Source organism: Bremerella cremea (assembly GCF_039541315.1).
Classification (GTDB): Bacteria; Planctomycetota; Planctomycetia; order Pirellulales; family Pirellulaceae; genus Bremerella; species Bremerella cremea.
This window is the reverse complement of sequence record NZ_BAABFZ010000005.1, coordinates 675,884-690,669: the sequence shown is the minus strand read 5'-3', so window position 1 is coordinate 690,669 and position 14,786 is coordinate 675,884. Positions and strand designations below refer to the sequence as shown.

At 56.1% G+C, this 14,786-nt stretch carries 10 protein-coding genes; 7 read left to right on the top strand and 3 right to left on the bottom strand.

The genetic code is table 11. The features are described 5' to 3' along the window. Positions 1-55: 55 nt before the first annotated feature. The 4 genes from ABD890_RS19690 to ABD890_RS19675 all read left to right on the top strand — a co-directional run bounded on the left by ABD890_RS19690 (position 56) and on the right by ABD890_RS19675 (position 7,244). Positions 56-1,507 (top strand): phytoene desaturase family protein, encoded by a 1,452-nt coding sequence (locus tag ABD890_RS19690; protein WP_345093773.1) that lies wholly within the window; start codon positions 56-58, stop codon positions 1,505-1,507. Positions 1,508-1,521: 14 nt separating this feature from the next. Then, positions 1,522-1,953: a 3-hydroxyacyl-ACP dehydratase FabZ family protein gene (locus ABD890_RS19685; RefSeq protein ID WP_345093771.1), complete on the top strand. Its 432-nt coding sequence runs from the start codon at positions 1,522-1,524 to the stop codon at positions 1,951-1,953. 2 nt (positions 1,954-1,955) lie between these two features. After that, positions 1,956-2,765, top strand: coding sequence for an enoyl-ACP reductase FabI (locus ABD890_RS19680; RefSeq protein WP_345093769.1), 810 nt, complete (start codon positions 1,956-1,958; stop codon positions 2,763-2,765). Between the two features lie 690 nt (positions 2,766-3,455). Continuing rightward, positions 3,456-7,244 (top strand): Ig-like domain-containing protein, encoded by a 3,789-nt coding sequence (locus ABD890_RS19675; RefSeq protein WP_345093767.1) that lies wholly within the window; start codon positions 3,456-3,458, stop codon positions 7,242-7,244. Between the two features lie 91 nt (positions 7,245-7,335). Here the strand turns inward: ABD890_RS19675 and ABD890_RS19670 are convergent, their stop codons facing one another. Continuing rightward, the gene (locus ABD890_RS19670; protein WP_345093765.1) at positions 7,336-8,238 is read right to left on the bottom strand and encodes an amidohydrolase family protein; all 903 of its coding nucleotides are present in this window, start codon (positions 8,236-8,238) and stop codon (positions 7,336-7,338) included. Between the two features lie 190 nt (positions 8,239-8,428). Between ABD890_RS19670 and ABD890_RS19665 the strand changes: the two genes are divergently transcribed. From ABD890_RS19665 to ABD890_RS19655, 3 genes are all read left to right on the top strand, one after another. Next, on the top strand, positions 8,429-10,303 hold the full coding sequence (locus tag ABD890_RS19665; RefSeq protein ID WP_345093763.1) for a sulfatase-like hydrolase/transferase: 1,875 nt from the start codon (positions 8,429-8,431) through the stop codon (positions 10,301-10,303). Positions 10,304-10,396: 93 nt separating this feature from the next. Continuing rightward, on the top strand, positions 10,397-11,803 hold the full coding sequence (locus ABD890_RS19660; protein WP_345093761.1) for an AI-2E family transporter: 1,407 nt from the start codon (positions 10,397-10,399) through the stop codon (positions 11,801-11,803). 56 nt (positions 11,804-11,859) lie between these two features. Further along, positions 11,860-12,525 (top strand): DUF2293 domain-containing protein, encoded by a 666-nt coding sequence (locus ABD890_RS19655; RefSeq protein WP_345093759.1) that lies wholly within the window; start codon positions 11,860-11,862, stop codon positions 12,523-12,525. A gap of 16 nt (positions 12,526-12,541) precedes the next feature. Here the strand turns inward: ABD890_RS19655 and ABD890_RS19650 are convergent, their stop codons facing one another. Together ABD890_RS19650 and ABD890_RS19645 are read right to left on the bottom strand one after the other, a co-directional pair. Further along, a complete protein-coding gene (locus tag ABD890_RS19650) occupies positions 12,542-13,273 on the bottom strand; it encodes a 3-keto-alpha-glucoside-1,2-lyase-like domain-containing protein (RefSeq protein WP_345093758.1) in 732 nt (243 codons plus the stop codon). 7 nt (positions 13,274-13,280) lie between these two features. Beyond that, a complete protein-coding gene (locus ABD890_RS19645; RefSeq protein WP_345093757.1) occupies positions 13,281-14,624 on the bottom strand; it encodes a hypothetical protein in 1,344 nt (447 codons plus the stop codon). Positions 14,625-14,786 lie beyond the last annotated feature (162 nt).

The following is a 14,786-nucleotide window of genomic DNA, read 5'->3' as shown; positions in this document are numbered from 1 at the left end:
GGCAACCCTGCCCAAGCGGCGACGAGACAGGAAGCGTTTGGAAAACAGGTAAATCATGGCGAAAGACTTTCTTAAAGACACTCTGGACGAATACGACGTTGTAGTGATCGGCAGCGGCCTGGCAGGTTTGACCTCTGCCAACACGCTTGCTCGCCAGGGACGCAAAGTGCTGCTATGCGAACAACACTACAAGCTGGGTGGCATGGCGACCTGGTTCAAACGCCCAGGCGGTCACATCTTCGACATCTCGCTGCATGGTTTCCCGATCGGCATGATCAAAAGCTGTCGTCGTTATTGGACGCGCGAGATCGCCGATTCGATCGTTCAGTTGAAGAACATTCGCTTCGACAACCCTATGTTCTCGCTGTCGACGACGTTCAACCGCGAAGACTTCAGCAAGCTGCTGATCTCGCAGTTCAACGTGCCGGAAGAAACCGTCAAGGCGTTCTTCGATACGGCTCGTGGAATGAACTTCTACGACGATCAGGGCACGACCACCAAGGAACTGTTCGAGAAGTTCTTCCCAGGTCGCGAAGACGTGGTCCGACTGTTGATGGAACCGATCACTTACGCCAACGGTTCGACGCTGGAAGATCCGGCGATCAGCTATGGCATCGTGTTCTCGAACTTCATGAGCAAAGGTGTGTTCACGTTTGAAGGGGGAACCGACCGCCTGATCCAGTTGATGCACGAGGACCTGAAGAAGTCGGGCGTCGATGTCCGTATCAACGCCGACGTGCAGAAAATCAACCTGGAAAACGGCAAGGTCAAAAGCGTCACGGTTAACGGCAAAGAGATCCGCTGCAAGGCGATCGTGTCGAACTCGAACCTGAAGCTGACGATCTTCAACCTGATCGGCGAAGAACACTTCGATAAGAAGTTCATCGAAGACGCCAAGGAAGTGCGGCTGAACAATTCCAGCACGCAGGTCTACATCGCCATGAAGCCGGACGAACAAATTCCGGAAGAAACGGGCGACCTGCTCTTCAGCAGCACGGCACCTGCGTTCCGTACCGATCTGCTGCTCAGTCGAGACATCACCAGCCGTACCTATTCGTTCTATTACCCACGTACCCGTCCCGATGGCCGGCCACGTTCGCTGGTCGTTTCCAGCACGAACGCTCGTTGGGAAGATTGGGCGAATCTGTCGGAAGACGAATACAAGGTCAGCAAAGACGACCTGGCAGAAACGACGCTCGACGCACTCGAGAAGTACGTGCCCAACGTGCGTGAACGTGTCGACCATGTCGAAGTCTCGACGCCGAAGACCTTCCAGCGATACACCAAGCATCAGCTTGGCTCCAGCTTCGGAACGAAGTTCGAGGGCCTGGCAGTCAGCCGGGCCTTGCCGGAACAGATCCCAGGTCTGTACCACGCCGGTAGCGTTGGCATCATTATGTCGGGCTGGCTGGGGGCTATTAACTACGGGGTGATCGTGGCGAACGATGTCGATTCGTACGTCATGAAGGCGTCCACCAATTCGCAACTCGCCGACAGCACCAACTAACGGAATTAGCATCCATGACGAAGGTTATCATCGAAGACGCGATTCCGCATCGCGGTCCTATGCTGCTGGTCGACGAAGTGGTCGAGCAGACCGAAGATCAAATCATCTGTCGTAAAACCTTCACGCCGGAAGAGTACTTCTTTCAGGGCCATTACCCGGACTATCCGCTGGTTCCCGGGGTGATTCTGTGTGAAGCGACGATGCAGGCAGGCGCCATCTTGTTGTCCAAATTTGTGACCGAAGGTGGTGGAGTTCCCGTTGCTACGCGGCTGAACGACGTGAAGTTCAAAAAGATGGTGCGTCCCGGCGACCTCATCGAGATGACCGTCAAGTTGAATGAACGCATGGCGGACGCCTTCTTCATGACCGGCAAGGTAACCGTCGGTGGCAAACTAGCCATGCGGTTCGATTTCGCTTGCACCGTTGCCCAGATGGAAGAGTCGTAAACGTGTCTGATTTTCTGAAGCTGGCGGGCAAGAACGTCGTCGTCACTGGGGTCGCTAATCGTAAGAGCGTTGCCTGGCATATCGCGAAGACATTGGAAGAAGCTGGGGCGACGGTTATTTATGTCGTTCGTAGCGAAGCCCGTAAAGAATCGACCGCCAAGCTGCTGGCCGATCGCCAGGTATTGGTTTGCGATGTCGAGCATCAAGATCAGATCGATCGCCTGCGTGACGAACTGACGGCAACCGGGCAAACGATTCATGGCCTGGTGCATTCGATTGCATTCGCCGACTACTCCGAAGGGATGAAGCCGTTTCACGAAACGACCAAGGCCCAGTTTCTGCAAGCGGTCGATATCTCTTGTTTCTCGCTGGTGAAGCTTTCCAATGCGTTGAAAGACATGTTCGATCCCGACGCATCGGTGGTTACCATTTCGATCTCGACCACGCGGATGGCCAGCGAGAATTACGGTTTTATGGCGCCGATCAAAGCGGCCCTCGATTCTTCGTTGGCGTTTCTGACAAAGAGCTTCAGCAACTTCTCACGCGTCCGCTTCAATGCGGTCGGTCCGAGCTTATTGAAGACGTCGGCCTCGGCTGGGATTCCTGGCTATGTCGATGCCTACCTGTATGCCGAACAGGTTATTCCTCGCAAGGCGGCACTCACCACGCAAGAAGCAGCCGACGTGGCGGTCTTTCTGTTGAGTCCACGTTCTAGCGGCATTCAGGCCCAGAACATCGCTGTCGATGCTGGCATGAGCATCAACTACTTCGATCGCGATGTCATCGGTGGTGTGCTGAAAGAGAAGCAATAAAGAGGTCGACGATTTCACTCGACCGATCTGCCTTCCAAGGTGTCAGCGTCCCACTCCCCGGGTTGCGCGGTTCCTCTGCTGCTGCGACCAATGAAGATTGCGTTTCGCCGCCGAGAGGAGACATGTTGTCGCGATTTCTACCAGCTCAATCGGTCGTTTAAACGTTCTTCTGCGGCACGTTCTCCGCCAAGATTCGCCGGTAAAAGTCGGTTTCGGGCGTGATTCTCCCACGAGCGAAGTAGGTCCCCCTTGCCAGTCAGTGGGCTGCTATCGTTGGACAGTTTGGACTGGCGACAATAACTTGAGTCGAATTCTAAAGATTTTCCGGGTGCTACCTGCATGCATAGATAGGTGCCCACATGTTGATGAGCAATGGATGTAGACCTCTTGATAAACTGCTCGCGAAGTCTTCAAGAATAGTGGCTGTCGCTGGACTTACGGCAAATACGATGCACTTGAAATCGCTCACTGAAAGAAGTGGCTTCTGATTGGTAGCAGGTGCATTCATCAGGCATTTACGATCGCAGCGTAATTCTTTCATCAGCTTCGACAACGCTATCGGTGAAGTAAGTTCCCAAAAAACTTTTCGCACCGTGGAACTTTCTCAAGTCGAACGCACAATGCCACTCGAACCAGCTGCGCAAGGGAGCGTGGCTCACGATTGCCCATCTGATTAAACGGAGATTCTCAATGCGATTCAAACGCCCCAAGTTCAAGTCTTCTCTCGGGGAACAATTGGAAGATCGCAGCATGTTGAGTGGAACTCCGCTGGACTTGGATTTGTCAGCGGTCCCCACGCAAACCGTATTCGCAGGCGAAACACTGAGCTTCAATCTCAGCGAGCTGGGCGCAACGGTTACGGAAGGGGAAGATGGGCCAAGGATGGTCATGTATCAGCTCGATCCTGATGGAGACGAGCGGCCTGAAGGGATGTCGATGACTTTCTCAGGCGATTTCCAGTGGACCCCAACTGCCGAGCAGGAAGGTCTGTACAGTGTTAAAATCATTGCCGTTGAAAACGGCCAGCCGTCCAGTGCCGACGTCGAAGAGCTGCTAATCGACGTTCGTGTTGGCCGACCGGTTGTCGACCTCAATGGCGAAGACCAGGAAGGAATCGATTACGATGCCGTCTTCCAGGTTGGTCACGGCCCGGTCAGTGTTGTCGATAGCGATCTGACGGTCTCAGACGAAAACGACGACATGATTCAGTCGGCCAAGGTGACGCTCACCAATCCGATGGATGGTGAAGCCGAGTCGCTTTCGATCAACGTGGAAGGCACCAATATCACCGTCGAATACGCGGATGGCTCGATCATCCTCTCCGGCGAAGATACTGCTGAAAACTACGCCAACGCCCTGAAGTCGCTGACCTACAACAACACGAATCTGGACGCGGATCCAGCCTCGCGGTTGGTTGAGATCTCGGTAAGCGACGGCGAATATGAAAGTGCGGTTGCGACCAGCACCATCGCGGTGAATCATCCTCCAGACCTGTTGCCAATCGCCGACCAGGCAGTGGAAGCAGGCCAGAGTGATGAATTCATTATCACCGCCACCGACCCGAATGAAGGGGACGAACTGTTCCTGTTGCTCGATGTCGAAACGCCTGACTATGTCACGCTGACCCAGGAACCAGGCAGTCGCGAAGCCACGCTTTCGATCGCCCCAGGTGCGGAAGTCGAAGCGGGTGAGTACATCATTCGCGTTCTGGCTGTCGATCAATATGGCCTGGCCGATGCTCAGGCGTTCGTGCTGACCATTTCGGAAGCTGCCAACACGGCTCCTACCATCTCGCCGCTGGAAGACCAGTCGATCGATCAGGACACGGCTACCGATCCGATGGCATTCACCATCGGTGACGCAGAAACTGCTGCCGAAGAACTGACTGTTTCGGTTGAGTCGGACAACGCCGACCTGGTCGACGCGGCCAGCATGGTGATTACCGGCGAAGGTGCCGATCGCGAATTGGTCGTCACGCCTCTGGCGGGTGCGACCGGTTCGGCCACGATCACGATCAGCGTGAGTGACGGCGAAGAAACAACGATCGAAACGTTCGTGTTGACCGTTTCGGAAGTGGTCGCTGAAAACACGCCACCCGTGATCACGACGATCGACGATCAAACGATCGATCAAGATTCGGCGACCGATGCGTTGGCCTTCACCGTTAGCGATGCTGAAACGGCCGCTGAAGAGTTGGTCGTCAGTGTCGAGTCGGACAATGCCGCCCTGGTCGATCCGACTGGCATCATTCTGACTGGCGATGGTGCCGATAAGACCCTGGTGGTCACGCCTTTGGCAGGGGCAACCGGTTCGGCTACCATCACCATCAGCGTGAGCGATGGCGAAGAGACCTCAGTCGAAACCTTCGTTCTGACCGTTAACGAAGTCGGTGTCGGTAACACCGCTCCAACGGTCACTTCGGTCGAAGACCAGGCGATCGATCAGGACACCGTTACCGATCCACTCGTCTTCACCATCGGTGATGCCGAAACGGCTGTCGAAGAACTAGTTGTCAGCGTCGAATCGGACAATACCGAATTGGTCGATCCCACCGGCATCATTCTGACTGGCGACGGCGCTGAAAAGACCTTGGTCGTCACGCCTCTGGCAGGGGCAACCGGTTCGGCTACCATCACCATCAGCGTAAGCGACGGTGAAGAAACCTCGGTCGAAACCTTTGTTCTGACCGTGAATGAAGTGGGCGTTGGCAACACCGCTCCAACCATCAGCTCGGTCGACGATCAAGCGATTGATCAGGACACCGCCACCGATCCGCTGCTTTTCACCATCGGTGATGCCGAAACGGCTGCCGAAGAATTGACGGTCTCTGTCGAGTCGGACAACGCGGAACTGGTCGATCCAGCTGGGATCATCGTGACCGGTGAAGGTGCTGATAAGACCTTGATCGTCACGCCGCTGGCAGGTGCGACTGGTTCGGCCACGATCACGATCAGCGTGAGCGATGGTGAAGAGACTTCGGTCGAAACCTTCGTGCTGACCGTAAGTGAAGTCGGTGCCGAAAACACCGTTCCCACCGTGACCTCGGTCGAAGATCAAACCATTGATCAAGACACCGCCACCGACCCGCTCGTCTTCACCATTGGTGATGCTGAAACGGCTGTGGAAGAACTGGTCGTCAGTGTCGAATCGGACAATGCTGAATTGGTCGATCCGACTGGCATCATTCTGACTGGCGACGGTGCCGAAAAGACCCTGGTGGTCACGCCTCTGGCAGGGGCAACCGGTTCGGCTACCATCACCATCAGCGTAAGCGATGGCGAAGAGGCCACGGTCGAAACGTTCGTCCTGACGGTGAACGAAGTTGTGTTGGGCCCTACGGCGGAGGCCGATAGCTTCGGTACCGACGCGAACACGCCATTGGACGTGGATGCGAGCGGTGTGCTGACCAACGACAGTGGCGATGCCCTGACGGTGACCGAAGTGAACGGCGATGCCGCAAATGTCGGTAACGTCATCGAATTCGATTCGGGTGCGATCGTTGTGATCAACGCCGACGGTAGCCTCAGCTTCGATCCAGCCGATCAGTACGCTGGTCTGGCCGAAGGGGAAACCGCGGTCGAAACGGTTTCGTACACCGCGACCGATAGCTCAGGTGCTTCGGTTTCGTCCGATGTCGAGATCACCGTCACTGGTGTGAACGACGCTCCTGTCGCGGGTGACGATGCCTTCGCTACCCAGTCCGACACGGCCCTGACGCTGACTGTCTCGGGCGTTCTGATGAACGACACCGATGCAGACAACGGCGACGTCCTCTCGGTCTCGGCCGTCAACGGTGACGCTGCCAACGTCGGTACGCCAATCGAACTCGAATCAGGTGCTCTGCTGACGCTGAATGCCGATGGCAGCATGACCTTCGATCCGAATGGCAACTTTGAAGACCTGGCGGAACCGGAAGTGGTGAACTTCACCTACACCGTGACCGACGCCCTTGGTTTGACCTCGGATGCCACCGTGACGATTACCGTCTCCGCTCCTAGCGGTGCCGAAAATCAGAACGCGGCGCCTGTGAACTCGGTTCCTGGCGATCAGGCTACCGATTCGGTCACCCCAATCGTCTTTGACGATGCCAACGGCAACGCCATCTCGGTGTCGGATGCCGATGCTGGGGACACCCTGGTCGAAGTGACCGTCAGTGTCGATAGTGGTGTGCTGACCTTGTCGAACGGTTTTGAGAGCGACCGTCACAAGCTGATCGGTTCGATCGATCAGATCAACTCGTTGCTCAACGGTTTGATCTACACGCCGAATGCCGACTTTGAAGGGAATGCCACGCTGACCATCGTGACCGACGACCTGGGTAACACCGGGCTGGGCGGCTCGAAGGTCGACGCCGATAGCATCCTGATCGCTGTCTCGGCAGCCGCCACCGGCGAAGGTGAAGAATCGGAAGGAATTGACGTTATCGCCGAAGATATGTCGGAAATCGACGACCTGTTCCATCCTTGCAACATTGGCTAAGTCGATCGGCAAGGCAAAAGTGTGAAACCTGGAAGCGGGGACGTCGTGCGGCAGCAGGCGTCCTCGCTTTCTTTTTTCGAATGCGTCGCTTCTAGGCGAGGCGATAGATCTTGCGAGCGTTTCCGCTCAGGAGTTTCTGCTGAGCTTCGATCGGCCAAGGAGCGATGATTTCAGCCAGGGCGGCAACCCATTCTTTCAAGCTCGCTCCCATCTTGCAGACCGGCCAGTCGCTGCCGAACACAATTCGCGACTCGCCAAATGTTTCGCGACAATGTTCGACGATCGGTCGCAGATCGTCGGAGGACCATGCATTTGGCACGCGGGCAACAATTCCCGAAATCTTGCAATGTAAATTAGGCTGATGCGCCAATTCGATCATGTCGTCACGCCACCGCTGAGCATCGTGCGACGGGCGAACCTTGCGTTTGTCGTCCTTCGTGAAGAAAGCTTTCGGATCGGCGTTGCCGCAGTGATCGATCACAAACGTCGTCTCGGGACAGGCCGCCGCCAACCGGACGGCATCCCGCAATTCCGGCGTTCGCAGGCAGAGATCGAACGTCTTGCCTTGCGACCCGAGGTAGCGGCAATTCGCCATGAACTTTTCGCTGAGGCAATAACCGGCCGGCGTCGTTCCGCCGTGAAGGACCTGGCGATAACCTTTCACTCGCTCGTCGTTTCGAAATCGATCGACATACTTGCGAAAGCCATCGGCGCCAGGGTTTGCCGATAGGATGGCTCCTTTCGTTGGGCTTGAATCCGATTCGATAAGCTTCAGCACCAACTCCGCTTCTTTAAGCTTTTGCGCAGGATCGGCGTCGACTTCCATATAAAGCGAAGCCGCGATCGGCACACCTTCGGTCGCCGTGCGATATTCTTCCGCCCAATGGCGACCGGCAAGAGGCGGTCCGGCGTTTTTCAGCCAGGGAAGATCAAGCTGTTCCGGATCCCAAAGATGCTGATGCGTATCGATGATTGGGGGCAGAGAAGGGGGCATGGTGGGCTTTCGACGAAGTTGGGGGTTGAGGTCTACGTATTTTCAACAAGTTCGTCGGTGCCAGCAAGAAAAATTCAGGATCAGGGAATGAATGACAAACGGTTTACGGCGAGGTAGTATGAAGGTCACTTCGGTGACAGCACCTCTTCCATTCCCCCCCCGATTCCCACCAGCCCCAGAGAGCCCCTTCATGTCGCGCATCGTTTTGCTTGTTGTTGCGCTTTGGCTTGTTGCCCCGCTTGGCGCGGCATTTGCCGCGGATGCCACAACTCAGAAGCTGCCCAATATTTTGTGGATCACCAGCGAAGACAACGGTCCGGAACTGGGGTGCTACGGCGACAAGTATGCGGACTCGCCGAATATCGATTCGATCGCAGCGAAGGGCATGCGATACAAGCGAGCGTGGTCGAACGCGCCCGTTTGTGCCCCGGCTCGCACGACGATCATTTCGGGCATCTATCCACCGGCGACCGGTGCCGAGCACATGCGAAGCAACACCGTGCTGCCGAGCGACTTCCACATGTTCCCGTATTACCTGCACGAAGCAGGCTACTACTGCACGAACAATTCCAAGGAAGACTACAACCTCGGCAAAGATGGATTCGTCTGGGATGCCTCCAGCGGAAAGGCTCATTGGCGAGATCGTCCGGAAGGAAAGCCGTTCTTTTCGGTCTTCAACTTCACGGTGAGTCACGAAAGTCAGATTCGCAAACGCCCTCATACGCCCGTGCATGATCCGGCCAAGGCTCGTGTGCCTGCTTATCATCCGGACACTCCTGAAGTACGTCGCGACTGGGCACAATACTACGACAAAATCACCGAGATGGATCAACAGGTCGGCCGCGTGTTGAAGCAGTTGAAGGAAGACGGCCTGGAAGAAGACACGATCATTTTCTATTACGGTGACCATGGTAGCGGGATGCCTCGCAGCAAACGCTGGCCATACGACTCAGGTCTGCACGTTCCGATGATCGTGCATGTGCCTGAGAAATACAAAGATCTGGCACCGAAAGAATATCAGGTTGGCGGTGTGTCGGATCGGCTGGTCGGTTTCATCGATCTGGCCCCAACCGTTTTGAGCCTGGCCGGTGTCGAGCCGAAGCCATGGATGCAAGGCGATGCGTTCATGGGCGAATTTCAGACCAAGCCGCCCAAGTACATGTTTGGTTTCCGCGGGCGTATGGACGAACGCTATGACATGGTCCGCACGGTGACCGATGGACGTTACGTTTACATCCGCAATTTCATGCCGCATAAGATCTACGGTCAGCACATCGACTACATGTTCCAGACTCCGACCACGCAGGTCTGGAAGCAGATGTATGACGAAGGAAAACTGAACGAAGCTCAGAGTGCCTTCTGGGAAGAGAAGCCAAGCGAAGAGCTGTACGACCTGCAAAACGATCCGGACGAAGTTCATAACATCGCCGAAGATCCCAAGGCTCAAGCGAAGCTCGAAGAACTGAAGACCGCGTTGACGAAGTGGCAACTCGAGATTCGCGATATCGGCTTTTTGCCCGAAGACGAGATCCACAAGAAGCGAGGCGATCGTTCGCCTTACGAATGGGGACACGACGAGCAGCAGTACGAGATGAAAAACGTGATGGCGGCCGCTGCGATGGCGTCGCGACGCGATCCTAATCAGTTGCCTCGTCTGATCAACCTGCTGAGCAACTCTGACAATGTCGTTCGGTATTGGGCGGCACTCGGTATTTTGATGCAGAAAGAAAAGGGTGTGGATCAGGCCCGATCGCAGCTTCGCGCGGCACTGAAAGATGAGTCCCCCAGCGTACGCTGTATCGCGGCGGAAGCCTTGGGCTGCTACGGCAACGACGAAGATGTCCAGTTAGCGATCGAGACCTTGGGGCCATTGGCCGACCCAGTCGAGAACGGCGTTTACGTTTCGATGCTGGCATTGAATTCCATTGATGCCATGGACGAAAAGGCCAAGCCACTCGCCCCAGTGCTGGCAAAACTCCCCAATGGATCGAAGCAGGCCCCACCTCGAATGGGCAGTTATGTTCCTCGCTTGCTGCAAGATCTGACAAAAGAGCTTAGCCAGTAGCCGGTTCGTCGGATCCATCCCATTGCACGCCTACCCATGTCGCGGGGATAATACCCTGCGACATCGTAGAGAAAGGCGAACAGGGGAGAACCGATGAATCAGGAAGGACTATCGGTCAAGAAGCTTACGGAAGAACAATCGTGGCTTCAGACCGGGGCACTTCTGGTGCTGGCATTCGTGGCGTTTTCGTTCGGGCTCAGCTATGCCCGAGCGGTTCTGGTGCCGTTTACGCTTGCGTTATTTCTTAATTACCTCGTAGCACCGATTGTCGACTTCCAGATGATCCGGCTGAAATTCAGTCGCTTCATCGCGGTTTCGTTAACACTTTTGATGGTGGTGTTGGTCCTGGTGCTGATGGCATTTCTCGGATCGACTGTCGTCCAGAACGTGACGGCCGTGGCCAACGACAAGGCGTTCATGGCCAAGCTTGAACATCGTCTCGAAGGCCCGCTCGAGTGGGCTTCGCGTGTGATGGACAAGATCAGCGGGATTGAAGAAGGGGGCGATACGCCTCCACTGATTAAGATCCCGGAAGTGCCCATCGGGGAAACGGAAGAACCAGATGCCGAAGATGGTTCTGCGGAACCGGCTGAAGAGGAGCCACCCACCGACGAGACTGGTTCGGTTGAATCGCCCGAAGTGCCAACCGAAGCGGAATCTGCTTCGCCCGATGACGCACCGATGACCGCCGACTCTGACCCTGCCAGCACCGACGAGGCAGCTCCGGCAGAAGCCTCGGCCGACGATTCCAAGTCCAATGAAGAGGACGGGACGGAAAGCTCTGACGACAAGTCCGGCAAAGAAGTAAAGAAGGTCAATCGAACACAGCAGCTCTTTCGTTCGTTCATGAATCAGATCCGCCAGGAAGCGCCGCAACTGGCAACCCAGGCTGGGGCAACCCTGTTGAACATTATCAGCAGCACCGTGCTGACATCAATCTTCGTCGGCTTTCTGCTAGCGGGCCGAGATCCCTACAAAATCTCGAAGGGGCTTTATGCCGAGATCGACCGCAACGTTCGTAAATACATCGCCACCAAGTTCTTCATCTCGGGGGTGACCGGGCTGTTGGTTTGGGGCTGCCTGTCGATGATCGGAATGCAGTTCGCTTCGATGTTCGGCCTGATCGCCTTTTGCCTGAACTTCATTCCCTCGATCGGTTCGATTATTGCAACGCTGCTGCCGATTCCGATTGCAATCGTGCAGTTTGACTCGCCCTTAACAATTACCTTGGCCATTGCTTTGCCAGGTGCGGTGCAGATGATCATGGGGAACGTGATCGAACCGAAGATTATGGGAGATGGTCTGCAACTTCACCCAGCCACCATCTTGCTGGCTCTGGCATTCTTCGGCATGCTATGGGGCCCGGTCGGTATGCTGCTGGCGGCACCCATTACTGCCAGCGTGCGAATCGTGCTGATGCGATTCAAAACGACCCAACCGATTGGCCGTCTGATGGCAGGCACCCTGCCAGAAGAAGATGACCATCTGCATCACGTTTGACGCTTCGGCGGTCACGTGTAAAGCCCACGGAAGATTTTCGAGTCGAAAGGATATCGATGAGCAGCCCCACGTTCAGCCCCGGCCCTCGGGAAGGAACGGTCCGCGATGTTACCGGAATGGTACTGACGGTTCCCAAAGGATGGTCGCTGTTGCCCCCAGGCGACGCAGGGCTAACACGCCGAGTCAAAGCGGCCGGCGATCATTGGGTGGTGCAAGAGAAGAAGGGCCGCAAGATGTTCTCGCGTGGTGTCTGGGCTCCGACCGCAACCATCGAGAAGATGCGGGCCGGACTCGATGCCGAACGTTCGACCGAAGCGTACGCCAAGAAGCAAAAGGCAGCGGCGGACCGACGCGAGAAAGTCCAGAACGAATACGTCGAAGACTTTCACGGCGCGGTGCTCGCGTTTCTCGACTTTCATCCCGACTACGACGCCCTGGCCAATCGTTTTGCGAAGGCGGTGACCACGCATGCTACTCCCGTCGGAAGCGGCACCGTGGCGCGAACCAAACGGATCCCGATCGAACGTCGCGCTGAATCTGCGGTTATTGCCTGGATGAGGCATCAAACGACCGCCTACGACACGATGACGATCCCTCGCGTCAAAGGCAAGCGACGCGAGGTGCGGCGGATGTTAGCTCAGCGGTCGAAAGAACTGCTACACCTCTATCGCCAGGGACGCGAGATTCCCAGCAATTGCCCATTGAAAGCGGCGCTGAAGTAGCACCGCTCACGGCAGATTACTTGGCCTTCCAGATCTGCACGTCGTCGACCCAGGCCTCTTTCTTCACGGCCAAGGCGATGTGCTTCTTCGTGGGGTGAGCAATCCCTTCCGATTCCAAACGCCCCACCTCGGCACCATCGATCGAAACGGTCATCTGGTTGCCTGTGATCTGAATCTGAAGCTGGTACCAGGTATCAGCCTTCAACTTGAGTGGGAAGACTGCCGACTTTTCTTTGAGCAACTGCGTCAGCTCAGGCGACTTCTCTTTCGCCAGGATCCGATCGCGAATCTTCAGGTCCATGCGGCCCGTCTTGGAGTCGTTGATCACCAACTTATCGAGCGTAATGTTGGCAATGCAGAGATGCCCGGCGTGGACGGTCTTCAGCGACTTGTCGGCGAAGTCGACGCCAAGCTGATCTCCCTTTCCAATCCGGAACTTGAGCTGCACGGTACCATCGGCAAAGTCGACCGGGTGAAACACGGCCACACCATGATCGGCTTCCGGATAGCGGGTGATGTGAATCGAGCCTTCGACCAGATCGACCTGCTGATGTCCCTTCGCTCGCCAAGGGCTGTTGGTCGTCCAGCCTTCCCCCAGTTCTTCCTTGCCAGGAAACGTCTCGTCTCGCTCGAACTGATCGGCGAACTGTAATTCACCTGGTGGATTCGTTCGAGCCGGCGGTTCGGCAAAAGCGAATGCGGGAAGGCAAGAGAGGAGGGCAGCGGAGACGATGGGCAGGCGGCGCATGAAGGGTTTACTCTTGAGCGATGGGGCGACCGGTGAACTGGATTTGATAGGTCTTCTTAGGATCGCACGTTTTAGGACGCGGGAAAAGAATAAAATCGTCCGTAATCACCGGCGCGAACTCTTTGCCGGCGGTGACCTGAATATCGGTCAGACGGTTCGGGAGGTAAGCGATGAATGGCCGTCCGCCTCGCTGCGAACCGTTCTTGTTGACCGTGTCGAAGCTTTGTTCGCCCCGTTTCGGAGTGATCGTCAGCGTGTAGGTATCGCCTGACTGGGTGAGCGTCTGATCGAACCACTGGGGCCCGTCTGCCATCCGAGCTTCCCAGGCCGGGTCGCCATAGAACCCGACGGTGTCACGGTCGTAGGTCAAGCCGCGAAGCTCCTGCTTGGGCGTGGCAGGGTCGTTGAGCCGATGGACGAGCGCGTGATGATTCGCCAGGAATGCTTCTTGATAGGTATAGCGGCCAGGCTGTTCGACAAAGTAATCGAGGACGCCCCAGCCCCCATAACCAAACCAGGTCGGGACGGTGTAGCCCAGCATCTGCTTCACACCGGCCGAGTTCATCCAGGCCACCGCCATCGCCTTTTCGCCGTCGATATGTCCCATCAAGCAGTTGCCGATCGGCATATAGATCTTGGCATTGGCCGAATCCACCGGATGCTCGGTACCGCTGGTATCGATGCCGTATAACTGTCCATCACGGCAGCGGAAATATCCATTGCGATAACGAAAACCGATCTGCCAGTCCCGTTCGGTAGCATGGCCGGAAGCAACAAACAGGTCGGCATGATAGTCGTTTAGGGTTGCCACCAGGTTGGCTGTCGTGTCGTCGGGGCCCTGCAGTTCCTCGACCTTGCCGTCGGGAAGCTTGCGGACGTGACGATTCTTGACCAGCTCGTCGTACCACAATCCTTCTTCGCAGGCCTCGAGCTCGATGTCGGTGCCCGCGGCGACTTTACGCACGACGAGCGGCTTTTCGTAGGTGGCGATTTCCAAGGCGTTCGCGGCGTCGTATCCGGTGAGAATCGCCCAGCGGGTATCGGTATAGGGGTCGTCGTCCAGGCTACGGGTTAGCTGATGGACGGTTGCCACGAACTCGCGGCCTGCTTCGGCTGGCGTAGCGACGAAACAGGTATAGCGGGGGAAAGATTTTTGAAGCGACGGCAGCGATTCGGTCGGGCTCTTTTCAAAGGTGACTACCTCAGCCGAATGGCGGGTAACCAACGCGTCGACGACTTCTTTCCACTGCGGTTTTGCCTGGGTCTCTTGAGAGACCACAACAACATAATCGGAAGCGGAAACCGAGGTTGCGGCAGTCAAAAGCAGGGCGAAAGCGAAGAGGCGAAGCATAACCATATCCCAAAGCAAAAAGAGAACGACTTCCGCTGGTATAGATCGTTTACGCAGCAGTTGCAACCAACGCCAGTGAGGGGAAAGATATGCTGGCAGATAGAAAAAATGCATGCTTTGTATTGGTTTTTTAGTGTGGTCTGAGTCCCTGTTATGTCCTTC